The sequence below is a fragment of the Bradyrhizobium sp. AZCC 2230 genome, assembly GCF_036924495.1.
GTDB lineage: Bacteria > Pseudomonadota > Alphaproteobacteria > Rhizobiales > Xanthobacteraceae > Bradyrhizobium > Bradyrhizobium rifense.
In genome coordinates this window covers 2,155,227-2,178,853 of record NZ_JAZHRS010000001.1, presented here as the reverse complement: position 1 = coordinate 2,178,853, position 23,627 = coordinate 2,155,227, and the positions used below count along the sequence as shown (strand labels likewise).

18 protein-coding genes and 1 tRNA gene are annotated in these 23,627 nt (G+C 63.5%); 14 read left to right on the top strand and 5 right to left on the bottom strand.

Translation table 11 applies throughout. The features are described from left to right. Positions 1–95: 95 nt before the first annotated feature. Positions 96–1,283, bottom strand: a complete 1,188-nt coding sequence (argE, locus tag V1280_RS10645; RefSeq protein ID WP_334522774.1) for an acetylornithine deacetylase — start codon at positions 1,281–1,283, stop codon at positions 96–98. A gap of 7 nt (positions 1,284–1,290) precedes the next feature. Further along, positions 1,291–2,235: a LysR family transcriptional regulator gene (locus V1280_RS10640; protein WP_334522771.1), complete on the bottom strand. Its 945-nt coding sequence runs from the start codon at positions 2,233–2,235 to the stop codon at positions 1,291–1,293. Between the two features lie 155 nt (positions 2,236–2,390). Between V1280_RS10640 and V1280_RS10635 the strand changes: the two genes are divergently transcribed. Continuing rightward, positions 2,391–3,653 carry an MFS transporter gene (locus V1280_RS10635; protein WP_334522768.1) on the top strand — a complete coding sequence of 421 codons (1,263 nt, stop codon included), beginning with the start codon at positions 2,391–2,393 and terminating at the stop codon, positions 3,651–3,653. 6 nt (positions 3,654–3,659) lie between these two features. Here the strand turns inward: V1280_RS10635 and V1280_RS10630 are convergent, their stop codons facing one another. Next, positions 3,660–4,310: a TetR/AcrR family transcriptional regulator gene (locus V1280_RS10630; RefSeq protein WP_334522765.1), complete on the bottom strand. Its 651-nt coding sequence runs from the start codon at positions 4,308–4,310 to the stop codon at positions 3,660–3,662. A 93-nt stretch (positions 4,311–4,403) separates the two neighbouring features. Here V1280_RS10630 and V1280_RS10625 point away from each other — a divergent pair, with 93 nt between their 5' ends. Further along, positions 4,404–4,886 (top strand): anthrone oxygenase family protein, encoded by a 483-nt coding sequence (locus tag V1280_RS10625; protein ID WP_334522762.1) that lies wholly within the window; start codon positions 4,404–4,406, stop codon positions 4,884–4,886. 826 nt (positions 4,887–5,712) lie between these two features. Here the strand turns inward: V1280_RS10625 and V1280_RS10620 are convergent. Then, positions 5,713–6,498 (bottom strand): SDR family NAD(P)-dependent oxidoreductase, encoded by a 786-nt coding sequence (locus V1280_RS10620; protein WP_334522759.1) that lies wholly within the window; start codon positions 6,496–6,498, stop codon positions 5,713–5,715. Positions 6,499–6,632: 134 nt separating this feature from the next. On the opposite strand from V1280_RS10620, the gene V1280_RS10615 reads away from it, so the two are divergent. Further along, a complete protein-coding gene (locus V1280_RS10615; protein WP_334522756.1) occupies positions 6,633–7,331 on the top strand; it encodes a histidine phosphatase family protein in 699 nt (232 codons plus the stop codon). An 82-nt stretch (positions 7,332–7,413) separates the two neighbouring features. Next, on the top strand, positions 7,414–8,181 hold the full coding sequence (locus V1280_RS10610) for an SDR family NAD(P)-dependent oxidoreductase (protein ID WP_334522753.1): 768 nt from the start codon (positions 7,414–7,416) through the stop codon (positions 8,179–8,181). 62 nt (positions 8,182–8,243) lie between these two features. On the opposite strand, the gene V1280_RS10605 is transcribed toward V1280_RS10610, so the two are convergent. Further along, positions 8,244–9,461 carry a serine hydrolase domain-containing protein gene (locus V1280_RS10605; protein WP_334522750.1) on the bottom strand — a complete coding sequence of 406 codons (1,218 nt, stop codon included), beginning with the start codon at positions 9,459–9,461 and terminating at the stop codon, positions 8,244–8,246. Between the two features lie 165 nt (positions 9,462–9,626). On the opposite strand from V1280_RS10605, the gene V1280_RS10600 reads away from it, so the two are divergent. The 10 genes from V1280_RS10600 (at position 9,627) to rpoC (ending at position 23,558) form a co-directional block, all read left to right on the top strand. Next, positions 9,627–9,702: transfer RNA gene (locus V1280_RS10600), tRNA-Trp, on the top strand. Between the two features lie 328 nt (positions 9,703–10,030). Beyond that, positions 10,031–10,222 carry a preprotein translocase subunit SecE gene (gene secE / locus V1280_RS10595; protein ID WP_334522747.1) on the top strand — a complete coding sequence of 64 codons (192 nt, stop codon included), beginning with the start codon at positions 10,031–10,033 and terminating at the stop codon, positions 10,220–10,222. Then, positions 10,222–10,779 carry a transcription termination/antitermination protein NusG gene (nusG, locus tag V1280_RS10590; protein ID WP_128966840.1) on the top strand — a complete coding sequence of 186 codons (558 nt, stop codon included), beginning with the start codon at positions 10,222–10,224 and terminating at the stop codon, positions 10,777–10,779. The genes secE and nusG overlap by 1 nt, the downstream gene beginning before the upstream one ends. 134 nt (positions 10,780–10,913) lie before the next feature. Continuing rightward, positions 10,914–11,342, top strand: coding sequence for a 50S ribosomal protein L11 (gene rplK, locus V1280_RS10585; protein ID WP_334522739.1), 429 nt, complete (start codon positions 10,914–10,916; stop codon positions 11,340–11,342). Positions 11,343–11,348: 6 nt separating this feature from the next. Then, positions 11,349–12,041, top strand: a complete 693-nt coding sequence (rplA, locus tag V1280_RS10580; RefSeq protein ID WP_014494487.1) for a 50S ribosomal protein L1 — start codon at positions 11,349–11,351, stop codon at positions 12,039–12,041. A 107-nt stretch (positions 12,042–12,148) separates the two neighbouring features. Beyond that, positions 12,149–13,102, top strand: coding sequence for a 2-hydroxyacid dehydrogenase (locus V1280_RS10575; protein ID WP_334522733.1), 954 nt, complete (start codon positions 12,149–12,151; stop codon positions 13,100–13,102). A gap of 581 nt (positions 13,103–13,683) precedes the next feature. Beyond that, positions 13,684–14,202: a 50S ribosomal protein L10 gene (gene rplJ, locus V1280_RS10570; protein WP_246916917.1), complete on the top strand. Its 519-nt coding sequence runs from the start codon at positions 13,684–13,686 to the stop codon at positions 14,200–14,202. Positions 14,203–14,256: 54 nt separating this feature from the next. Then, positions 14,257–14,634 carry a 50S ribosomal protein L7/L12 gene (rplL, locus tag V1280_RS10565; protein ID WP_148770516.1) on the top strand — a complete coding sequence of 126 codons (378 nt, stop codon included), beginning with the start codon at positions 14,257–14,259 and terminating at the stop codon, positions 14,632–14,634. Between the two features lie 473 nt (positions 14,635–15,107). Continuing rightward, positions 15,108–19,232, top strand: a complete 4,125-nt coding sequence (gene rpoB / locus V1280_RS10560; protein ID WP_334522726.1) for a DNA-directed RNA polymerase subunit beta — start codon at positions 15,108–15,110, stop codon at positions 19,230–19,232. A 129-nt stretch (positions 19,233–19,361) separates the two neighbouring features. Then, on the top strand, positions 19,362–23,558 hold the full coding sequence (gene rpoC, locus V1280_RS10555; protein WP_334522723.1) for a DNA-directed RNA polymerase subunit beta': 4,197 nt from the start codon (positions 19,362–19,364) through the stop codon (positions 23,556–23,558). The last annotated feature ends 69 nt before the right edge of the window (positions 23,559–23,627 follow it).

The window sequence follows — 23,627 nt, the reverse complement described above, 5'->3', positions numbered from 1 at the left end:
GGCAAAAGCGCGTAGCGCTGTGCCCACCATCTGTCCGCACTCGTGGTGAAATGGTGGGCACGCTTCGCTTTGCCCACCCTACGGCACCGGCGTCATCAGCCCTTCGCACAATGCGCGATCAGCTTCTCCACGAACCCCGCGCATTTCTCCAGCTCGGCCATCGCCACGAACTCATCCGGTGTATGCGCCTGCGCGATCGCGCCGGGGCCGATCACCACCGACGGGATATCGGCCATGCTGGTAAACAAACTCGCTTCGGTGCCGAAGGCGACCTTGGCGTGGTCGTTGCGGCCGGCAAGCTGCTTGGCCAGCGTGACGATGGCGGCGTCAGCCTTGGTGTCGAGAGCGGGGTAATCGAGGATCTCCTCGAAATCGATGCCGCATTCGGGGTTCTTTGCCTTCATCGCGGGCTCGAGCTCGGCCTTGGCCCAGGCGACGATCGCATCCGTCACCTCTTTGGACTCGGTCATGCCGATGCCGCGGCATTCGAAATCCACGGTGCAGGTATCGGGCACGATGTTCAGCGCCGCGCCGCCATGCACGATGCTGGTCAGCAGCGTCGAATGCGGCACGTCGTAGAGACTGTTGCGCTCGACTTCGGCCGCGAGCTTCACCGCGCGGCGGCGGATCTCGATGATCAGCTCGGCGGCGTATTCGATGGCATTGACGCCGTCCGGCGCGATCGAGGAGTGGCGGGCAAGACCGTGGCACGTCGCGCGCACGCCGTGCTTGCCCTTGTGGCCGATGATGACTTTCATCTCGGTCGGCTCCCCGATGAAGGCGCCGAGCGGCCTGACCTTCTTCTTGGCGACATCGCCAAGCATCGGCCGCACGCCGACGCAGCCGATCTCCTCGTCATAGGAGATCGCAAGATGGATCGGCGTCGTCAGCTTCGCTTCCAGCATCTCCGGCACCATCGCGAGGCACACCGCGATAAATCCCTTCATGTCGGTGGTGCCGCGGCCGTAGAGCTTGCCGTCGCGTTCGATCAGCTTGAACGGATCATGGCTCCAGTCCTGGCCCACGACCGGTACGACGTCGGTATGGCCCGACAGCACGAAGCCCGGCCGGTCCTCCGGCCCGATCGTGACCCAGAGCGAAGCCTTCTGTCCGGTTTCGTCGGTGATCCGTTCGCCCTTGACGCCAAGGAAGGCGAGATAGCTTTCGATATGCGCGATCAGGGGGAGGTTGGTGCGATCGCTGATCGTATCAAAGCCGACGAGGTCGGCCAGCACGTTGCGGATGCGATCGGGGCGTGAGCTCGGGAAGATCGGGTTGGGCATTTCTGGTTTACTCGATGGGTTTGGAGAACGTACTTTCCGGCTGTTCGGTCCGGATGAAGTTGGCGAGTGAACGCGCCGCCGGCGTCAGCGATCCCCGCGCGGGAACCACGACGGCGGTTTCGAGCGACATCTTCAGGTCCAGCGGACGGAACATCATGGACTTCTCGGGACGCAGCTCGAGCGGGAAGGGATTGAGGATCGTGATCCCGAGCCCGGCGCGGACCATCTCGACCAGGAAGGTCGAGGTCGAGGCTTCCGCGACGACCAGGGGTTCGGCGCGGACCGCGGCAAAGGCGGCATCGAGCTTGTTGCGCAGGGGAAAGCGGCGGCTCAGCGCGATCATGCGCTCACCGGCGAGATCGCCGATCGCAAGCTCGGAGCGCGCAGCCAAGGGGTGCCGTTTCGGCAAGAGTACGTGCGGGCGGGCCTGCCGGAAGATTTCCAGCCGCACGCCATCGTGCGAGGCGGCCTGGTCGACCAGACCAAGGTCGGCGCTGCCGTCGGCAACGGCGCCGAGGCAGTCGGTCGATTTGCCGATCTCGACGTGAACGCGCATGCCCGGCTCGCGCGCGATGAAGCGTGCCAAGAGCGGCGCGAGGAAGAAATTAGCAAGCGTCGGCGGCGCCGCGACGCGGATCGTGGTCGCGCCATCGCTGCGCGGCGAGGCGAGCTGATCGAGCAAATCGAACACGACGGCGGCGCGCGCCTCCAGCGCCAGCGCCTCGGCGGTCGGCGCGAGGCGGCCATTGCGGCGCGCGAACAGCGGCTGACCAAGCCGCGCCTCCAGGCTCGCAATCGCGCGCGACACTGACGGCTGCGACGTGCCGAGTTGGCGCGCGGCTTGCGTTGTCTTGCCGGTCGCGATCATCGCGCGCAGTGCCTCGATCTCGCGCAGCGAGGGACGAAGCTTGCCGCCATCAGTGATTTCGGCGGTGTTGGTTTTTCTATTCATAGATCGCATAGAAATTGGAAAAGGAAATAAATATTTGCATAGGCTGATCCTGCGTGCAAGCTTTTTGCCCCACAAGCAACCGAGGCCGCACGGCGCGGCTACGGAAATTGCAGAGCGAACCGGGGGACAGCGTGAGCGCAATTGCAGAACGTGGGATGACGAGTGAGCGCCAGTCGGTCGGCCGCGCGGCCGTTGCCGCAACCATCGGCAACATGCTCGAATGGTACGACTTCACGATCTATGCCGCGTTCGCGGTGCCGATTTCGAAGGCATTCTTTCCCGCTGACAGCGAGGTGGTGTCGCTGCTGCTCGGCTTCGTCACCTTCGGCATCGGTTTTGTCGCGCGCCCGTTCGGTGCGATCGTGCTCGGCGGCCTTGCCGACCGGCGCGGCCGCCGCGACGCGCTGAGCCTGACCATCCTGTTGATGGCACTCGGCACCGGCATCATCGCGCTGTGCCCGGGCTATGACCGCATCGGGATTGCGGCGCCGATCATCATCCTGCTCGCCCGCATCATCCAGGGCTTTTCGGCGGGCGGCGAGATCGGCGGCGCGGTGTCGACGCTGGTCGAGCACGCGCCGCCATCGCGACGCGGCTTCTTCGCCTCGTTCCAGCAGATGTCGCAGGGCGGCTCGACCATGTTGTCCGGTCTCGTCGCGCTGATCATCTCGCTGGCGCTGCCGGCGTCCGCCGTCACCGAATGGGGCTGGCGGCTCGCCTTCGTTGTCGGCCTCCTGATCGCACCGGTCGGGCTCTACATCCGTCGCGAGCTCGAGGACGCGCCGCTGTTCAAGGCGACCGATCACGGCGGGGAAGCGCCGATCCGTACCGTTCTGCGCGACCATTGGCGCACGGTGCTGACCGGCATGCTGGTGGTGATGCTGTGGACGGTGGCGCAATATATCGCGAACTACTTTCCGACCTTTGCCGCGCGCGAGCTGAAGATGTCGCTGTCGCAATCCTATCTCGGCCCGGTGACGGTCGGCACGGTCCTGCTGTTCTGTCCGCTGATAGGCGCGCTCGCCGATCGCTTCCGCCGTCAGCGCATCATGGTCGTCGGCGCAGCCGGCCTTGCGATCGTCGCCTATCCGGCGTTTGCCTATCTGATCGCATCGCCGACGCCGGAGCGTCTGGTTGCGAGCCAGATCGCGGTCGCGATCTTCATGCTGATCTATACGGCGCCGGCCTCGGCGGTGCTGGCCGAGCTGTTCCCGACAAAAGTGCGCGCCACCGGCATCTCGCTGACCTACAGCCTCGGCGTCGCCATCTTCGGCGGCTTCACGCCGGCGATCATCACGGCGTTGATCAACTGGACGGGGCGGCCGATCGCGGTGGCGTTCTATCTGGTGGTCGCGGCGTTGATCAGCCTGATGACGGTGCTGACGCTGAAGGACCGCACCGGGGAGGCGCTGTCATAGGCCGTCTCAGCGCAGCGCGGAGAGATCCGCGGGCAGCATGCGCTTGAACAGGTCGAGCACCCGGCGTGCGTCCGCTGTTGGCAGCGAGATCGCATGCCGGACTGCGGCCGCGATCTGGATCATCGCCAGTTGCGAGAACGCGGTGAGGGCGGTGGTTGACTGCTTCGGTGCGACGCGATGCAGCGCGTCGCGCAACAGGCCGGCGAGAAAGGCGACGTCTTCCTCGTCGATGGCCTGAAGCGTCCGGTCGCCTTGCGTCGCCTGCCAGATGTGATGCATCACCGGGTGATCACGGAACGTCTGGTAATAGCCGTCGGTGATGCGGCACAGCGCCACGTGCAGGTCGGACAGCTTTTTCATCTCGGCGAGGTCGCGCCGGACGCAGTCGCGGCCGATGGCGTTGCAACGCTCGGCGAGCGTCCCGATCACGGCGCTCTTGTCCGGAAAATATTGATAGAGCGAGCCAAAGGCGATGCCGGTGCGCTCGACGATGTCGCTCATCCGGAAGGCGTCGCTGCCCTTCTCGGCTAGAATCTCGCTCGCTGCGGTCAGGATGCGATCGAAACGCTCCCGGCTGCGGTCCTGCGTCGGCACCAGCGGCGTGCGGCGTCCGGCCGCCTGCGTCGCTTTGCCTGTCCTGATCTTCGGTTCCGGCATCCTGATTCCCGCCATCCGCGCTTGACGCCATAAATAAGAGAGTTTATCGCCTTTATCAAATACGAGAGTTTATCGTGTTTAAGGAGGTGTAGCATGCGGCAGGTTTTGACGAGCGGATTGCTCTGGTTTTCGGCCATGGGCTGCGGCCTCATGGCCGGCGTCTATTTCGCCTTCTCGACCTTCATCATGACTGCGCTGGGCAGGCTGGATCAGGCCGCCGGCATTGCGGCGATGAACGCGATCAATGTCGACATCGTGCGCTCGCTGTTCATGCCGCTGTTCCTCGGTACCACCGTGGCGGGCGCCGCGCTGGTGGTGATGGGGGTATTGCGCTTCAATGAGCCGGGCGCAGCGAGCACGATCGCCGGCGGAGGCCTCTACGTCATCGGCATGTTCTTGGTGACAATGGTGTTCAACGTGCCGCTGAACAATGCGCTCGCCGCGGTGCAGCCGTCAGCACCGGAGGCGGGCGTGGTGTGGGCGAGTTATCTGAAGGATTGGGTGTTCTGGAATCACGTGCGGACGGTGGCGTCGGTGGGAGCGAGTGCGTTGTTTATCGTTGTGCTCGCCGCGTAACCCATCCTACGCATCAATCCCTTGCGTTGCCCGACGGGAAAAACACGCCATCCATTGGTCGATGCCGGTCGTCAAAAATATTCCACTTTACCGAAATTCGGAAACGACGTATGTGTCGTCCAACTCCGGCCCAAGGAAGAGGGGCGTATCGCGATCGTCACGAACGCGGGCCGGGCGGCGGTGGACGCAAGTCACATCGGCGCGAAGGGTTTTGCAGGGCGGGCAACCGTGAGCGAAGACCTCGCGCACACGACCGGTGTGATCTGCGTACGGCGAAATCGTGTGGTCCTGGCGCCCGGGGTCTGTGCGCCAAGTGTTGCGGTGATGCGTGGTGTCCAACCGGACATGCGTATCAGTCATCCGCGAGGCGACGGGGGCAATAGTGCATCGCTCCCCGGGGAGAGCGCGACATAAGCCGTTCCAACCATCCGCGCAGGGAAGGCCGGGATGCCTCCGGCTGCCCTGTTACCCGCTGTGCAGTGTAGCGCAATCTACTCATGGCATAGCGGTCAATGGGAGCCAGCCGGCTCCAGGCCTTCCCTGCGCCCTCTTTCAATGGAGGGTTAAGGCGACCAAGCAAAGCTCGGGCGAAATGCGCCGCGAGAGGGCGGAAGTGTGTCTGCAATGAAGATGCGAATTGATCGAGCGACCGTGCTACCCCACACTCCGTCATTGCGAGCGCAGCGAAGCAATCCAGACTGCCACCGCGGAGGGATTCTGGATTGCTTCGCTGCGCTCGCAATGACGACGTTGATGCAGATGTGCGCTCACACCACGCTCTCGTTCCCCGGACGCAGCGTACCGCGTCCGGGACGCGAGGCCCTTGCTAAACCGGCTTCCCCGTATACGGCATCGACGCGGTGAGGCCGCCGTCCACCGGGAACGCCTGGCCGTTGACATACGACGCTTCGTCGCTGGCCAGGAACAATCCCATCGCGGCGAGCTCGTGCGGCTGGCCGGGGCGCTTCAGCGGATTGAGCTGGCCGATCTTGTCAGCGGTGCCGCGCTCCTTGGCGCGGTCGAAGATCGGCTTGGTCATGCCGGTTTCGATCAGGCCCGGGCACACTGCGTTGATGCGCACGCCGGTGCCGGTGAGCGAATAGGCGGTGGTCTGCACCAGGGAGATCACGCCGGCCTTGCTCGCGGCATAGGGATGTCCGCTCGCGCCGGCCTTGAGGCCTGCAACCGATGCGGTGAGCACGATTGCACCGGACTGCTGCTTCACCATGTGCGGCATCGCATGCTTCACCGCGAGGAACGGCCCGATCAGATTGATACGCAACACTTCCTGCCACTGTTCCACGGTCTGCTCGCCGAGCGGAACGAGCCCGCCGGAGACGCCGGCATTGGCCCAGATCACGTCGAGCCTTCCGTGCGTCTTCACCGCCTTGTCGATAACGGCGATGACGTCCTGCTCGGAGCCGGCGTCGGCGATCATTGCCTCCGCAACACCGCCGGCCTTCCTCACCTCGTCGACGGTCTCCTTGACCGCCTCGGTGCGATCGACCGCGATCAGTTTTGCACCTTCCCTGGTGAACAGCAGCGCAGCGGCGCGGCCGATGCCGCTGCCGGCGCCGGTGATGATGACGGATTTGCCTTGCAGACGGCCCATGCGTTTCTCCCTTTGGTATGCCGCGTGACGCTTGCCGCGCGACGGAATTTCAAACAGAATTTCAAACGGTAAAGTGTCTTGAGACACGTTCGCACCTGACGTACAGCGACATCACACGGGATGGAAGGGCTTCAATGGCAACCGCAGACAAGCCGAATGTGGTCACGACACGCTGGTGGTGGGTTCGTCATGCGCCGGTGCGCAATGACGGCGGCAACATCTACGGGCAAAGCGACCTCGCCTGCGACACCAGCGACACCTACGTGTTCAACGCTGTTGCCAAGGTGCTGCCACGCAAGGCGGTCTGGTATTCGAGCAATCTGATGCGCACGCATCAAACGGCCGAAGCGATCTGGGAGGCGGGCTACCCGCGGCCTGCGTCGATGACATGGGAAGCGGATCTCGCCGAGCAGAATCTCGGCCGCTGGCAGGGCATGAACCGCGCCGAGTTCATTGCCAGCCGTCCCGTCGGCTCGAGCTGGTTCGCCGACATCAACGAGCCCGCGCCCGGCGGCGAAAGTTTTATGGATCTCTACAACCGCACGCGCCGAACCGTCGAGCGCATCAACAACGAGGCGGCCGGGCAGGACGTGATCGCGGTCGCGCATGGCGGCACCATCAAGGCGGCGATCGGCCTCGCGCTCGACGGCCAGGTAGAGAAGGCGCTGTCGTTCGACATCGACAATGTCTCGATCACACGGCTTGATTATTTCGCAAGCCCCGAGCGCTCGGTCTGGCGGCTGCCGATGGTCAACCAGCAGCCCTGGATCGCCGATGACGCGCATGCCGAAATGCATCAGCCGGCGGGACCGGAAGTCAAGAAGCTCGCCTGAGGCTGTGTCCGTTCGCGGGGACGCGGCGTAAGCTTCAAGCAAATCAAATCATACTCTGCAAATCACACTTCGGGAGAGAAACATGACCTTGTTCGACATGAAGGGCAAAGTTGCCGTCATCACCGGCTCGACGCGCGGCATCGGGCTTGCGATCGCCGAGCGTATGGCCGAGCACGGCGCCAAGGTCGTGATCTCGTCGCGCAAGGCTGATGTCTGCGAGCAGGTGGCGAAGGACATCAACGACAAGTTCGGCAAGGGCACCGCGGTCGCGGTCGCCGCCAACATCTCGTCGAAGGAAAATCTGCAAAACCTGGTCGACGAGAGCAACCGCGCCTTCGGCAAGATCGACGTGCTGGTCTGCAACGCCGCGTCGAACCCGTATTACGGTCCGCTCGCCGGCATCTCCGACGATCAGTTCCGCAAAATTCTCGACAACAACATCGTCGCCAACAACTGGCTGATCTCGATGGTGGTGCCGCAGATGATCGAGCGCAAGGACGGCTCGGTCATCATCGTCTCCTCGATCGGCGGCCTCAAGGGCTCGACCATTCTCGGCGCCTACGCGATCTCCAAGGCCGCCGACATGCAGCTCGCGCGCAACCTGGCTTGCGAATACGGCAAGCACAACATCCGCGTGAACTGCATTGCGCCCGGCCTGATCAAGACCGATTTCGCCAAGGCGCTGTGGGACAATCCGGAGAACCTGAAAGCCTCGACCGCGCGCTCGCCGCTGCTGCGCATCGGCATCCCCGATGAGATCGCGGGCGCCGCGGTGTTCCTGGGATCTGCGGCCGGCGACTTCATGACCGGCCAGACCATGGTGATCGACGGCGGCGCGACGATTAGTTGAGCGTCTCGTGTCCCGGACGCGGTGCGGCACGCTGTGCCGCTCCGCAGAGCCGGGACCCAGCCTCAATCCACCGCCGCGTAAACCAGATCCCGCACCAGCGTCCGCGTAAAATCACGTTGTCCCGGGCCCTGGCTCATGAACACCGCGAACAGGTCTTCCTTCGGATCGATCCAGAAGAACGTGCCGGCAATGCCGCTCCAGAAATACTGGCCGACGCTGCCGGGGAAGGGCGCGATGCCGGCCTCGCGGCGCACGGCGAAGCCGAGACCGAAGCCGTGTCCGGGCGAGAGCAGGGTGCCGTTGGTCACAACGTGCGGCCCGAGGTGATCGGACGCCATCAGCTCCAGCGTCTTGCGGCCGATGATCCTGTTGCCGTCGAGCGTACCGCCATTGCGCAGCATCAGCGCGAAGCGGGCGTAGTCCATCGTGGTCGACACGAGACCGCCGCCGCCTGACTCCATGACCGGCTGCTCCAGTATGTTGAACAGCGCGACCTTGTCGCCGGTCCAGGGATCGGCTTCGAACGGCTGGGCGAGCCGGCCGGCGTTGGCCTCAGAGGTGGAGAAACCGGTCTCGGTCATCTGCAGCGGCGCGAGGATGCGCTCGGCGAGGTACGTGCCGAGTGACTTGCCGCTGACGACCTCGATGATGCGGCCGAGGATGTCGGTGGAACGGCTGTAGTTGAACTCGTCGCCGGGGTGGCAGACCAGCGGGAAGCTCGCCACAAGTGCTGCGTGTTCGGCATTGGTGATCTTGCGGCTGCGGACGCGCGACTCCTGGTAGAGCTTGTGCACGGGGCCGTCGCCCTGGTGCTCATAGGTCAAACCAGACGTGTGGCGGAGCAGGTCCTGCACCGTCATCGGCCGCTTCGGCGGAACCAGTTCCAGCCTGCCGCCGCTGACCACGCCGACCTTCTGGTCGGCAAACTCGGGGATGAATTTGGCGACGGGATCGCCGAGGAGCAGGTGGCCATCCTCGACCAGCGCCATGATGCCGACCGACACGATCGGCTTGGTCATCGAGAAGATCCGGAAGATCGAATCAAGCGTCATCGTCGGGCCGGCCGGGCTCTGCCTGCCGAGCGCCTCGAACCAGCCGACCTGGCCGCGCCGGGCCACCAGCACGGTCACGCCGGGCACGGTTCCCTTGTCGATCTCGCGCTTGAAAGCGTCCGACATCGCCTGGAGGCGGGGGCGCGAAAGGCCCAGCGTTTCCGGTTTAGCTTCGGGCAAAGGCGGGGTTTTCGGCGTGATCGCGGCTTGGGTGGCGGTGGCAGTCATGGGCACTCCCGGTTGTTCTTGATTATCGGGAGCGGAGAGTGGCCCAGAAGCAGCGGCACAAACAAGCGAAGCCGGCGCGCTTCACCCTTGCAATCCGTCCTTGCAAACCAGCCGCCCCCTGTGCTTGAAAGCGGCCCTGATCCGCGTGGCGACGCGAGGGTCCGTAGGAGTGTAGCTCAATTGGTAGAGCACCGGTCTCCAAAACCGGGGGTCGCAGGTTCGAGCCCTGCCACTCCTGCCAGCTAATCCCGACGATCAGGATCGACAGGCAGGATGGCGGCGGGCCGAAAAGCTCGGACCGTGGATCATGCGGGGCCCATAAGCCCTTGATCCGCATCGCCTCCGTCAGCAGGGCTCGCGCGCATTCCGCCCCGCCCACACCTTGACCTTTGGCCCCATCCGCAGTAGATACCCGGCACTCGCAGCCGGCCCGTTAAACGCGGATTTCCGGCGCGGCTTTGAAATCCCCCGAACAATCGAGCCCGGTTTTCCGGCTCATCCTTCGAGACAGAGGGCTGGGCCACAGGCGGCTGTTCGGATCCCTGAAATTCTTAATGGCGTCTCAAACGATGGCAGTCAGCCCGTTCAAGTTCTTGCAGGAAGTGCGCTCGGAGACCAACAAGGTCACCTGGCCCACCCGTCGTGAGACCACGATCACCACCATCATGGTGTTCGTGATGGTCGCCGTGGCTTCGATCTTCTTCTTCGCCGCCGACCAGATCATCCGTTACCTCATCACCTTCCTTTTGGGCATTCACTGATGGCAACAGCCGCCGCAACCCAATCGTCCGACAAGCGCTGGTACATCGTCCACGCCTATTCGAACTTCGAGAAGAAGGTCGCCGAATCGATCCGCGAGCAGGCCAAGCAGCGCGGGCTCGAGGATCTGTTCGAGCTGGTGCTGGTTCCGACCGAGAAGGTCACGGAAGTGCGCCGCGGCCGCAAGATCGACGCCGAGCGCAAGTTCTTCCCGGGCTACGTGCTGGTGAAGATGAAGCTGACCGACGAGGCGTTTCATCTGATCAAGAACACGCCGAAGGTCACGGGCTTCCTCGGCGCCGAGAACAAGCCGATGCCGATCTCGGAGAACGAGGCGATGCGCATCTTGCACCAGGTGCAGGAGGGCGTGGAACGGCCGAAGGCGTCGGTCTCGTTCGAGATCGGCGAGAACGTGCGCGTGGCCGATGGCCCGTTCGCCTCGTTCTCGGGTGTGGTCGAGGAAATCGACGAGGCGCGCTCGCGCGTGAAGGTCGCGGTGTCGATCTTCGGCCGCGCCACGCCGGTGGAACTGGAATTCGGTCAGGTCGAGAAGGTCTGATCGGGTCACGCGGGACGTCGTCAAGGCGTCACGCAAAGAGAGGCCGTGGGAGGGAGAGGGCGGTTGCCAGCCGCATCCGACCCAGACCACGAACCTGAAACCGCCGGCCTAAGCCGGCACAACAGGAGTGATACATGGCAAAGAAAGTGACCGGATACCTGAAGCTTCAGGTCCCGGCCGGTGCGGCGAATCCCTCGCCCCCGATCGGTCCCGCGCTCGGTCAGCGCGGTCTCAACATCATGGAGTTCTGCAAGGCGTTCAACGCCCAGACCCAGAAGGAAGAGAAGAACACCCCGATCCCGGTGATCATCACCATCTATGCGGACCGTTCCTTCACCTTCGAGATGAAGACGCCGCCGATGTCCTTCTTCCTCAAGCAGGCTGCCAAGATCCAGTCCGGCTCGAAGGCGCCGGGCCGTGACAAGGCGGGCAAGGTGACACGCGCGCAGGTGCGCGAGATCGCCGAGAAGAAGATGAAGGATCTCAATTGCGACACCATCGAATCGGCCATGAAGATGGTCGAGGGCTCTGCCCGTTCGATGGGTCTGGAAGTGGCGGGGTAAGGGCTCATGGCAATCGGAAAGCGTTTGAACAAAGCCCGCGAAGGTGTTGACCGCGAAAAGCTTTACCCGCTCGCGGACGCCATCAAGATGGTCAAGGAACGCGCGAAAGCGAAGTTCGACGAGACCATCGAGGTCGCGATCAATCTCGGCGTCGATCCGCGCCACGCTGACCAGATGGTCCGCGGCGTCGTGACCCTGCCGAACGGCACCGGCCGTACGCTCCGCGTCGGCGTGTTCGCCCGTGGCGCCAAGGCTGACGAAGCCAAGGCCGCAGGTGCCGACGTCGTCGGCGCCGAAGACCTGGTCGAGAAGGTGCAGAACGGTTCGATCGATTTCGACCGCTGTATCGCCACCCCCGACATGATGCCGCTGGTCGGCCGTCTCGGTAAGGTGCTCGGCCCGCGCGGCCTGATGCCGAACCCGAAGATCGGCACCGTGACCATGGACGTCACCGGTGCGGTGAAGGGTGCCAAGGGCGGCTCGGTCGAGTTCCGCGTCGAGAAGGCCGGCATCCTGCAGGCCGGCGTCGGCAAGGCCTCGTTCTCCGAGGAGAAGCTGGTCGAGAACATCAAGGCTCTCGCCGATGCTGTTTCGAAGGCGAAGCCGGCTGGCTCCAAGGGCACCTACATCCAGCGCGTTGCGGTGTCCTCGACGATGGGCCCGGGCGTGAAGGTCGAGCCGGGCACGATTCTCGGCTGAGGATTGCCTCGGCTAGAGGTTTGGAAATTGCATGAGGTGAGGGGCGGAATCGGGCGACCGATTCCGCCCCTTTCCATTTTCGACGGCATTCACCGGAAACAAGAACAATGGCTGACAAGGTCCTGATCTACTCGCGCTTTCCCAAGACGATGATGGCGCGCTTCGCCGAGCGGTTCGAGCTGCTCGACACCGGTGGCAAGCCCGCGCGGGAGGTGTTTTCGGCCGATGAGCTCGGCGGCATCCGCGCGATGTTGACGGCCGGCGGCTCGCCGCTCGGCGCCGAGGCGATGGACCTGTTTCCAAAACTCGGCGCCATCGTCTGCTACGGCACCGGCTATGACGGCGTCGACCTGAAGGCGGCTGCCACTCGCAACATCGCGGTCGGCCACAGCCCGGGCGCCAATGCCGCCTCGGTCGCCGATATCGCGATGACCCTGATGCTGGCGACGACGCGGCGGATCCTGGTCGCCGACCAATATGTCCGCAGCGGCGATTGGGCGGGCTCGAAGCAGTCGCCGATGATGCGCCCCCAGGCCGGCATGCCCGGCCGCCGGATCGGCGTCTACGGCATGGGCGAAATCGGCCGCAAGATCGCCGCGCGCTGCGCCGCTTTCGAGAGCGAGGTCGGCTATTTCAGCCGCAGCAAATGCGATCTGCCCTATCAATATTTCCCGACGCTGGAGGCGCTGGCCGACTGGTGCAGCGTGCTGATGATCGCGGTCCGGGCCGGGGCCGAGACCCAGCATGTGGTCAACGCCGGCATCCTCAAGCGCCTCGGCGCGGACGGCTATGTCGTCAATATCTCCCGCGGCTCGGTCATCGACCAGCAGGCCCTGGTCGCGGCGCTCTCCGACAAGACCATCGCCGGCGCCGGCCTCGACGTCTTCGAGAAGGAACCGCACGCTCCCGACGCCCTGACCGCGCTCCCCAACGTGGTGTTCGCCCCGCATATCGGCGGCCACACCCTCGAATCGCACGTCGCCATGCAGAACTGCGTGCTGGCGAACCTGAGCGGGTTCTTCGCCGGCCAGGGGCTGCCATACGCGATCAAAACGGCTTGAATCAAGCCTTGTCGGCCCGGGTCAAGCCCGGCCGGCAACGGATTGGAACTGGTGTGAATTTTGCTCTTGGCAAGCCGGCAGAGAGCGGTTAAGAACCGCTTCCGGACGTGTCGGCCTTGGCTGACGCGTTCGTGCACGCATTCCGAAAACCCGACACGGTAGGAGATCATTCCTTTTCAGGACGTCCGCAAGGATTTGCCCGAAAAGGAAGGAAAATCCATCGGTTGGTGGGGATGCGGGCAGAGGTCAGGCGGTTCGCCGGCTGGCCTTGTCCTGTCCAAGACTGCAGGCGCCTGCGGGAAATTTCGATTTCTCAACGGCTTAATCGCATGGCCTGCATAGACGGGTGAAGACCGGATTTCACTTCGCATCCCACCTTGAGGTGGTCGCGGAAGGAGTTTGGTTCGGACCTCGACACGCCGTGGGCTCCAACGAGCTCCCGGAGGGCAGGCTTTGAATTGTCGTCTCGCCCGGCGCGTGTCCGATGGGTTTTGACCCTGAGGTTCATGTTTTGGGTGGGACGATGGGTGCAACCCGGCGGTCCCGCTTTTGCGATGACCGCCAACCGGAAAGAGCTTGCTGTGGAACGAGCGGCAAAAAAGGAAGCGGTCGAACAGCTCAATGGGGTCTTCAAGACCACGAGCGTCGCGGTCGTTGCCCAATATTCCGGCCTGACCGTTGCCCAGATGCAGAAGCTGCGTACGCAGATGAAGCAGGCTGGCGCCTCGGTGAAGGTCTCGAAGAACCGTCTCGCCAAAATTGCTCTTGAAGGCACTGACGTCGTTGCCATCGGCCCCATGCTGAAGGGACCGACCGTGATCGCCACTTCGAACGATCCGGTAGCGGCGCCAAAGGTCGCCATCGAATTCGCCAAGGCGAACGAAAAGTTCGTCATCATCGGCGGCTCGATGGGAAAGACCGTCCTGAATGTCGACGGCGTGAAGGCGCTTGCCTCGCTGCCGTCGCTTGACGAACTGCGCGCAAAGATCGTCGGCCTGCTTGTGGCCCCGGCGACCAAGATCGCTCAGCTCGCCAATGCGCCCGCGGGCAAGCTCGCGCGCGTCATCCAGGCTCATGCCTCAAAGGGCGAAGCGGCCTGACGCCCTTCGCAAAACTCAAACCCGAACCAGACTTACATTCAAGGAAACTGAACAATGGCTGACTTGCAGAAGATCGTTGACGACCTCTCGAGCCTCACCGTGCTCGAAGCTGCCGAACTCGCGAAGCTCCTCGAAGAGAAGTGGGGCGTTTCAGCTGCCGCGGCTGTTGCCGTGGCCGGCCCGGCTGGTGGTGGCGCTGCCGCCGCTCCGGCGGAAGAGAAGACCGAGTTCACGGTCGTTCTGGCCGCCGCCGGCGACAAGAAGATCGAGGTCATCAAGGAAGTCCGCGCCATCACCGGCCTGGGCCTGAAGGAAGCAAAGGACCTCGTCGAGGGCGCGCCGAAGCCTGTCAAGGAAGGCGTGAACAAGGACGAAGCCGAGAAGATCAAGGCCCAGCTCGAGAAGGCTGGCGCGAAGGTCGAGCTCAAGTAAGCAACGCTTGCTGGCCGGGTCCCGGGCCAAGGCTCGGGACCTTGGTCCATCCCTCAAAAGGGTGGGCCGGATGCAAAAGGCGTGCGACGGATCGTCCCGACGCAGGTCGAACACGAAAATGTGTGGGGATTTGAGGGGATACCCCTCGAATCTCCACTATTGTCGCCCCATATCGGGTCGGCAGCACGAAAGCGCGGTGGGCAGGGATGCCGGATTTCCCTGTAAGCCGTTGGGAGAGCAAGCTATTTCGGGCTTTTGCAGTCCGTGAAGACAATCGTTGTGACGGGCGGGCGTGCCTATGCGCCCCGCGCGTCGTTTTGCGTTTTGAAGGTCTGAAGAACAGATTCAGGACATGACGGCCTGAAACTGGATTTTCGGTCCCCAAAGCGGGTTCGAAAAATTCAACCCGGGGAGCGGCGGCAGCCGAGTCCTGGACGGCGCGCCCAGAGCGGGCGACGAAATGAGAGGCCACGATGGCGCAGCAGACATTCACCGGTCGCAAACGCGTTCGCAAGTTCTTCGGACACATCAAGGAAGTCGCCGAGATGCCGAACCTCATCGAGGTTCAGAAGGCGTCCTATGATCAGTTCCTGATGGTCGATGAACCCGCGGGCGGTCGCCTCGACGAGGGCCTGCAGGCCGTGTTCCGCTCGGTGTTCCCGATCTCGGACTTCTCGGGCACCTCGATGCTGGAATTCGTCCGTTACGAGTTCGAGCAGCCCAAATATGACGTCGACGAGTGCCGCCAGCGCGGCATGACCTTTGCGGCTCCCCTCAAGGTGACGCTGCGCCTCATCGTATTCGATATCGACGAGGAAACCGGTGCGAAGTCGGTCAAGGACATCAAGGAGCAGGACGTCTACATGGGCGACATTCCGCTCATGACGATGAACGGCACCTTCATCGTGAACGGCACCGAGCGCGTCATCGTCTCGCAGATGCACCGTTCGCCGGGCGTGTTCTTCGATCACGACAAGGGCAAGACCCATTCGTCGGGCAAGCTGCTGTTCGCCGCCCGCGTGATCCCGTATCGCGGCTCCTGGCTCGACATCGAGTTCGACGCCAAGGACATCGTCTATGCGCGTATCGACCGTCGCCGCAAGATTCCGGTGACGTCGCTGATGTTCGCCCTCGGCCTCGACGGCGAGGCGATCCTGTCCACGTTCTACAAGAAGATTCTCTACAAGCGGACCAAGGAAGGCTGGCGCGTTCCGTTCGACGCCAACCGTTTCCGCGGTTACTCGACCATCAACGACCTGATCGACGCCGATACCGGCAAGGTCGTGCTCGAGGCCGGCAAGAAGCTCACCGTGCGCGGTGCGCGTCAGATGCAGGAGAAGGGACTGAAGGCGCTGCGCCTCTCGGATGAGGAACTCGTCGGCAACTACCTCGCCGAGGATCTCGTCAACCCGAAGACGGGTGAGATCCACGCCGAAGCCGGTGAGGAAATCACCGACAAGTCGATGAAGGTCCTCAACGAGCACGGCTACAAGGAACTGCCGCTGCTCGACATCGACCACGTCAATGTCGGCGCCTACATCCGCAACACGCTCTCGGCCGACAAGAACATGACGCGTGAAGACGCGCTGTTCGACATCTACCGCGTGATGCGTCCCGGCGAGCCGCCGACGCTGGATTCGGCACAGGCGATGTTCCAGTCGCTGTTCTTCGACGCCGAGCGTTACGACCTCTCCGCGGTCGGCCGCGTCAAGATGAACATGCGCCTCGACCTCGATGCGCCCGACACCCAGCGCACGCTGCGCAAGGAAGACATCCTCTGCGTCATCAAGACGCTGGTGGATTTGCGCGACGGCAAGGGCGAGATCGACGACATCGACCATCTCGGCAACCGTCGTGTGCGTTCGGTCGGCGAGCTCATGGAGAACCAGTACCGCATCGGCCTCCTGCGCATGGAGCGCGCGATCAAGGAGCGCATGTCCTCGGTCGACATCGACACGGTCATGCCGCAGGACCTGATCAACGCGAAGCCGGCGGCTGCCGCCGTGCGCGAGTTCTTCGGCTCCTCGCAGCTCTCGCAGTTCATGGACCAGACCAATCCGCTGTCGGAGATCACCCACAAGCGCCGTCTCTCGGCGCTTGGGCCGGGCGGTCTGACCCGCGAGCGCGCCGGCTTCGAGGTGCGCGACGTGCATCCGACGCATTACGGCCGTATCTGCCCGATCGAGACGCCGGAAGGTCCGAACATCGGTCTGATCAACTCGCTCGCGACCTTCGCGCGCGTGAACAAGTACGGCTTCGTCGAGACCCCGTATCGCAAGGTCAAGGACGGTCGCGTCACCGACGAGGTCGTCTACCTCTCGGCGATGGAGGAAGGCCGCTATTCCGTCGCGCAGGCCAACGTGCCGATCGACGCCAAGGGCCGCTTCACTGAAGACCTGGTGGTCTGCCGCGCGAGCGGCACCCGCGACGTCGTGCCGATGACGCCGGACAAGGTCGACTACATGGACGTGTCGCCGAAGCAGCTCGTTTCGGTTGCCGCGGCGCTGATCCCGTTCCTCGAGAACGACGACGCCAACCGCGCGCTGATGGGCTCGAACATGCAGCGCCAGGCGGTGCCGCTGGTTCGCGCCGAGGCGCCGTTCGTCGGTACCGGCATGGAAGGCGTGGTTGCGCGTGACTCGGGTGCCGCGATCGCGGCGCGCCGTTCGGGCGTGATCGACCAGATCGACGCCACCCGCGTCGTCATCCGCGCCACCGAAGATCTCGATCCGACCAAGTCGGGCGTCGATATCTATCGTCTGATGAAGTACCAGCGCTCCAACCAGTCGACCTGCATCAACCAGCGTCCGCTGGTGAAGGTCGGTGACATCGTCAGGAAGGGCGACATCATCGCTGACGGTCCGTCGACCGATCTCGGCGAGCTCGCGCTCGGCCGCAACGTGCTCGTCGCGTTCATGCCGTGGAACGGCTACAACTTCGAAGACTCGATCCTGCTTTCCGAGCGGATCGTGAAGGAAGACGTCTTCACCTCGATCCACATCGAGGAGTTCGAAGTGATGGCCCGCGACACCAAGCTCGGACCTGAGGAAATCACCCGCGACATTCCGAACGTTTCGGAAGAAGCGCTGAAGAACCTCGACGAAGCCGGTATCGTCTACATCGGTGCGGAAGTGCGCGCCGGCGACATCCTGGTCGGCAAGATCACGCCGAAGGGCGAAAGCCCGATGACGCCGGAAGAAAAGCTTCTGCGCGCCATCTTCGGCGAAAAGGCCTCCGACGTTCGCGACACCTCGCTGCGCGTTCCCCCGGGCGTGCAGGGCACGATCGTGGAAGTCCGCGTGTTCAACCGTCACGGCGTCGACAAGGACGAGCGTGCGCTGGCGATCGAGCGGGAAGAGATCGAGCGTCTGGCCAAGGACCGCGACGACGAGCAGGCGATCCTGGACCGCAACGTCTACAACCGTCTTGCCGAGCTCCTCGAGGGGCGGCAGGGCATTGCGGGCCCGAAGGGCTTCAAGAAGGACACCAAGATCACCCGTGCGGTGCTCGAGGAGTACCCGAAGTCGCAGTGGTGGCTATTCGCCTCGCCGAACGACAAGCTGATGGCCGAGATCGAGGCCATGCGGAAGCAGTACGACGAGTCGAAGAAGGGGCTCGAGCAGCGCTTCCTCGACAAGGTCGAAAAGCTTCAGCGCGGTGACGAATTGCCGCCCGGCGTGATGAAGATGGTCAAGGTCTTCGTGGCGGTGAAGCGCAAGATCCAGCCCGGCGACAAGATGGCCGGCCGTCACGGCAACAAGGGCGTGGTGTCGAAGATCGTGCCGATCGAGGACATGCCGTTCCTCGAAGACGGTACGCATGCCGACATCGTGCTCAATCCGCTGGGCGTGCCTTCGCGCATGAACGTCGGACAGATCCTCGAGACCCATCTCGGCTGGGCCTGCGCCGGCCTCGGCAAGCGTATCGGCCAGACGGTCGATGCCTATTTGTCGAAGCAGGACATCAAGCCGCTGAAGGAAACCTTGAAGAAGGTCTACGGTGAGGACGAGACCATCAAGTCGCTCAACGACAACGAGCTGCTTGAACTCGGCCATAACCTCAGCCGCGGCGTGCCGATTGCGACGCCGGTGTTCGACGGTGCCAAGGAAGCCGACATCGAGGAGATGCTGAAGCTTGCCGGTCTGGACGCTTCGGGTCAGTCGACCGTCTATGACGGCCGCACCGGCGATGCCTTCGATCGCAAGGTGACGGTGGGCTACATCTACATGCTCAAGCTGCACCATCTCGTCGACGACAAGATCCATGCGCGTTCGATCGGTCCGTACTCGCTCGTCACCCAGCAACCGCTGGGCGGCAAGGCGCAGTTCGGCGGCCAGCGTTTCGGCGAAATGGAGGTGTGGGCGCTCGAAGCTTACGGCGCGGCCTACACGCTCCAGGAAATGCTGACCGTGAAGTCGGACGACGTCGCCGGCCGTACCAAGGTGTACGAGGCGATCGTGCGTGGCGACGACACCTTCGAGGCCGGTATTCCGGAATCGTTCAACGTGCTGGTCAAGGAAATGCGCTCGCTCGGCCTCAATGTCGACCTGCACAATTCCAAGGTGGGACCGGCGTCGACGTCGGAAGCAGCCGAGTAATACGACCTTTCATGCCCGGCCTTCGCGGCCGGGCATTGGCGCCCCTCCCGATGCCTTGAGGGCAGGGCGCCTCGCTTGAGTGATTTTCGAATTTGCGGCCGGAGGCGACCGGCACGCGAGGAGAAGACGATGAACCAAGAAATTATGAATCTCTTCAACCCGACGACGCCGGCTCAGGTCTTCGACCAGATCCGGATCTCGATCGCGTCTCCAGAGAAGATTCTGTCCTGGTCCTACGGCGAGATCAAGAAGCCGGAGACCATCAACTACCGTACCTTCAAGCCCGAGCGCGACGGCCTGTTCTGCGCCCGCATCTTCGGGCCGATCAAGGACTACGAGTGCTTGTGCGGCAAGTACAAGCGCATGAAGTACAAGGGCATCATCTGTGAGAAGTGCTCGGTCGAGGTCACGCTGTCGCGCGTCCGGCGCGAGCGCATGGGCCATATCGAGCTCGCGGCTCCCGTCGCCCACATCTGGTTCCTGAAGTCGCTGCCGTCGCGCATCGGCCTGCTGCTCGACATGACGCTGAAGGATCTCGAGCGGATCCTCTACTTCGAATATTATGTCGTGCTGGAGCCGGGCCTTACCGCGCTGAAGGACCGTCAGCTGCTGTCGGAAGACGAGTATCTGAGGGCGCAGGACGAGTACGGCCAGGATTCCTTCACCGCCATGATCGGCGCAGAAGCGATCCGCGAGCTGCTCAAGGGCATGGATCTCGAGAAGCTCGAGCTGACCTTGCGCGCGGAGATGCAGGAGACCGACTCCGACATCAAGCACAAGAAGCTCGCCAAGCGCCTGAAGATCGTCGAGGCCTTCCGCCACTCCGGCAACAAGCCGGAATGGATGATCCTGACTGTCGTTCCCGTGATTCCGCCGGACCTGCGTCCGCTGGTGCCGCTGGACGGCGGCCGCTTCGCGACCTCCGACCTCAACGACCTCTACCGCCGCGTCATCAACCGCAACAACCGCTTGAAGCGGCTGATGGAGCTGCGCGCGCCGGACATCATCATCCGCAACGAGAAGCGCATGCTTCAGGAAGCGGTCGATGCGCTGTTCGACAACGGCCGCCGCGGCCGCGTCATCACGGGTGCCAACAAGCGCCCGCTGAAGTCGCTCGCCGACATGCTGAAGGGCAAGCAGGGCCGCTTCCGCCAGAACCTGCTCGGCAAGCGCGTCGACTATTCCGGTCGTTCGGTGATCGTGGTCGGTCCCGAGCTGCGCCTGCATCAGTGCGGCCTGCCGAAGAAGATGGCGCTCGAGCTGTTCAAGCCGTTCATCTACTCGCGGCTTGACGCCAAGGGCCTGTCCACCACCGTGAAGCAGGCGAAGAAGCTGGTCGAGAAGGAGCGGCCCGAGGTCTGGGACATCCTGGACGAGGTGATCCGCGAGCATCCCGTGCTGCTCAACCGCGCGCCGACGCTGCATCGCCTGGGCATCCAGGCGTTCGAGCCGGTGCTGATCGAGGGCAAGGCGATCCAGCTTCACCCGCTGGTCTGCTCCGCGTTCAACGCCGACTTCGACGGCGACCAGATGGCCGTGCACGTTCCGCTGTCACTCGAAGCGCAGCTGGAAGCGCGCGTGCTGATGATGTCGACCAACAACATCCTGCATCCGGCGAACGGCCAGCCGATCATCGTGCCGTCGCAGGACATCGTGCTCGGTCTCTACTACGTCTCGATCATGCGCGAAGGCCTGCCCGGTGAGGGCAAGCTGTTCGGCGACATGGCCGAGCTCGAGCACGCGCTGCATGCGAAGGTCATCCACCTCCACACCAAGATCAAGTATCGGTGGCAGGGCGTGGATGAGACCGGCAAGGTCTCGACGCGCTGGATCGAGACCACCGCAGGTCGCGTCATGCTCGGCAATCTGTTGCCGAAGAACCCGCGGATTTCGTACGAGATCATCAACAAGTTGATGACCAAGCGCGAGATCTCGGGCGTCATCGACCAAGTCTACCGCCACTGCGGTCAGAAGGAGACGGTGATCTTCTGCGACCGCATCATGGCGCTCGGCTTCTACAACGCGTTCAAGGCCGGCATCTCGTTCGGCAAGGACGACATGGTCGTGCCGCACTCCAAGTGGAAGATCGTCGACACCACCCGTACGCTGGCGAAGGATTTCGAGCAGCAGTACAACGACGGCCTGATCACCCATGGCGAGAAGTACAACAAGGTCGTCGACGCCTGGTCGAAGGCGACCGAAGAAATCGCCAAGGCGATGATGAAGGAGATCTCCTCCACCAAGAAGACGGCGAGTGGAGCCGATGCCGACATCAACTCGATCTACATGATGGCTCACTCCGGTGCCCGCGGTTCGCCGGCCCAGATGCGCCAGCTCGCCGGCATGCGCGGCCTGATGGCCAAGCCGTCGGGTGAGATCATCGAGACGCCGATCATCTCGAACTTCAAGGAAGGTCTCTCGGTTCTCGAGTACTTCAACTCGACCCACGGCGCCCGTAAGGGCCTCGCGGACACCGCGTTGAAGACCGCGAACTCGGGCTACCTGACCCGTCGTCTGGTCGACGTCGCGCAGGATTGCATCATCACGCAGTCCGATTGCGGCACCAGGCTCGGCATCAAGATGCGCGCCATCGTCGATGCCGGCACCGTGGTTGCTTCGCTCGGTTCGCGCATCCTCGGACGCACGGCCTGCGAAGACATCCGTGACAGCTCCGGCAAGGTGATCATCAAGCGCGATACGCTGATGGAAGAGAGCCATCTGGACGCCATCCAGCAGGGTGGTGTGCAGGAGGTGAAGATCCGCTCGGCGCTGACCTGCGAGCTCGTCAACGGCATCTGCGGCATGTGCTATGGCCGCGACCTCGCCCGCGGCACGCCGGTCAACCATGGCGAAGCGGTCGGCGTCATCGCGGCGCAGTCGATCGGCGAGCCGGGTACCCAGCTCACCATGCGCACCTTCCACATCGGTGGTGCGGCGCAGCTCAACGAGCAGTCGTTCGTCGAAGCCAACTTCGACGGCAAGATCGTGATCAGGAACAAGGCCATCGCCCGCAACAGCGAAGGTCACCTGGTCGCAATGGTCCGCAACATGGTGGTGGCGATCGTCGATGCCGACGGCACCGAGCGTGCGACGCACCGTATCCAGTACGGCGCGCGCCTGCACATCGACGAAGGCGATATGGTCAAGCGTGGCCAGCGCATCGTCGAATGGGATCCCTATACTCGTCCGCTTCTCACCGAGGTCGAAGGAACGATCGGCTTCGAGGATCTGGTGGAAGGGCAGTCGATCTCGGAAACGCTCGACGAGGCCACCGGTATCGCCAAGCGCGTGGTCATCGACTGGCGCTCGACCCGCGGCGGCGCGGATCTGCGTCCGGCCATCGTGGTCAAGGGCAAGGACGGCAAGGTGCTCAAGCTCGCCCGTGGCGGCGATGCCCGCTACATGCTGTCGGTCGACGGCATTCTGTCGGTCGACGTTGGTGCCAAGGTCAACCCGGGTGACATCCTCGCCCGTGTCTCGACTGAAAGCGCCAAGACGCGTGACATCACCGGCGGTCTGCCGCGGGTGGCGGAACTGTTCGAGGCACGGCGTCCGAAGGATGCGGCGATCATCGCCGAAATCGCGGGCACCATCCGGTTCGGGCGCGACTACAAGAACAAGCGTCGCATCTCGATCGAGCCGATGGACAAGACCGACGAGGCGCGCGAGTACCTGATCCCGAAGGGCAAGCACATCCACCTTCAGGACGGCGACGTCGTCGAAAAGGGCGACTTCATCGTGGAAGGCAACCCGGCACCGCACGACATCCTTGCGGTCAAGGGCATCGAGGAGCTCGCGGCCTATCTGGTCAACGAGATCCAGGAGGTCTACCGGCTCCAGGGCGTGCTCATCAACGACAAGCACATCGAGGTGATTGTCCGTCAGATGCTCCAGAAGGTGGAAGTCACCGACCAGGGCGACACGGACATGATCTCCGGCGAGCAGGTCGATAAGATCGAGTTCGACGCGCTCAACGAGAAGGCCAAGGAAGAGGGCAAGAAGATCGCCACGGGAACGCCGGTTCTGCTCGGCATCACCAAGGCGAGCCTCCAGACCCGCTCCTTCTTCTCGGCGGCCTCGTTCCAGGAGACCACCCGCGTCCTCACGGAAGCGGCGGTCAACGGCAAGGTCGATCCGCTCGAAGGCCTCAAGGAGAACGTCATCGTCGGCCGGTTGATCCCGGCGGGCACCGGTGCCTCCATGGCCAAGATTCGCGAAGTCGCCGTGAAGCGCGACAAGCTGATCCTGGACGAGCGCGAGAAGCAGACGGCCGTCGTGTCGCCCGCGCCGGAAGCGGAGCTTCCTGCGCTGCCGCCCGCGGAATGATGGTTCATCCGTAAGAATACCGAGGACAATGAAAAGGCCGGCGAAAGCCGGCCTTTTTGCTGCTTTGTT

What these genes read in the sequence shown, in the direction of transcription:
- argE (WP_334522774.1), bottom strand. Translation starts at nt 1,283, where the DNA reads ATGCCCAACCCGATCTTCCCGAGCTCACGCCCCGATCGCATCCGCAAC.
- V1280_RS10640 (WP_334522771.1), bottom strand. Translation starts at nt 2,235, where the DNA reads ATGAATAGAAAAACCAACACCGCCGAAATCACTGATGGCGGCAAGCTT.
- V1280_RS10635 (WP_334522768.1), top strand. Translation starts at nt 2,391, where the DNA reads ATGACGAGTGAGCGCCAGTCGGTCGGCCGCGCGGCCGTTGCCGCAACC.
- V1280_RS10630 (WP_334522765.1), bottom strand. Translation starts at nt 4,310, where the DNA reads ATGCCGGAACCGAAGATCAGGACAGGCAAAGCGACGCAGGCGGCCGGA.
- V1280_RS10625 (WP_334522762.1), top strand. Translation starts at nt 4,404, where the DNA reads ATGCGGCAGGTTTTGACGAGCGGATTGCTCTGGTTTTCGGCCATGGGC.
- V1280_RS10620 (WP_334522759.1), bottom strand. Translation starts at nt 6,498, where the DNA reads ATGGGCCGTCTGCAAGGCAAATCCGTCATCATCACCGGCGCCGGCAGC.
- V1280_RS10615 (WP_334522756.1), top strand. Translation starts at nt 6,633, where the DNA reads ATGGCAACCGCAGACAAGCCGAATGTGGTCACGACACGCTGGTGGTGG.
- V1280_RS10610 (WP_334522753.1), top strand. Translation starts at nt 7,414, where the DNA reads ATGACCTTGTTCGACATGAAGGGCAAAGTTGCCGTCATCACCGGCTCG.
- V1280_RS10605 (WP_334522750.1), bottom strand. Translation starts at nt 9,461, where the DNA reads ATGACTGCCACCGCCACCCAAGCCGCGATCACGCCGAAAACCCCGCCT.
- secE (WP_334522747.1), top strand. Translation starts at nt 10,031, where the DNA reads ATGGCAGTCAGCCCGTTCAAGTTCTTGCAGGAAGTGCGCTCGGAGACC.
- nusG (WP_128966840.1), top strand. Translation starts at nt 10,222, where the DNA reads ATGGCAACAGCCGCCGCAACCCAATCGTCCGACAAGCGCTGGTACATC.
- rplK (WP_334522739.1), top strand. Translation starts at nt 10,914, where the DNA reads ATGGCAAAGAAAGTGACCGGATACCTGAAGCTTCAGGTCCCGGCCGGT.
- rplA (WP_014494487.1), top strand. Translation starts at nt 11,349, where the DNA reads ATGGCAATCGGAAAGCGTTTGAACAAAGCCCGCGAAGGTGTTGACCGC.
- V1280_RS10575 (WP_334522733.1), top strand. Translation starts at nt 12,149, where the DNA reads ATGGCTGACAAGGTCCTGATCTACTCGCGCTTTCCCAAGACGATGATG.
- rplL (WP_148770516.1), top strand. Translation starts at nt 14,257, where the DNA reads ATGGCTGACTTGCAGAAGATCGTTGACGACCTCTCGAGCCTCACCGTG.
- rpoB (WP_334522726.1), top strand. Translation starts at nt 15,108, where the DNA reads ATGGCGCAGCAGACATTCACCGGTCGCAAACGCGTTCGCAAGTTCTTC.
- rpoC (WP_334522723.1), top strand. Translation starts at nt 19,362, where the DNA reads ATGAACCAAGAAATTATGAATCTCTTCAACCCGACGACGCCGGCTCAG.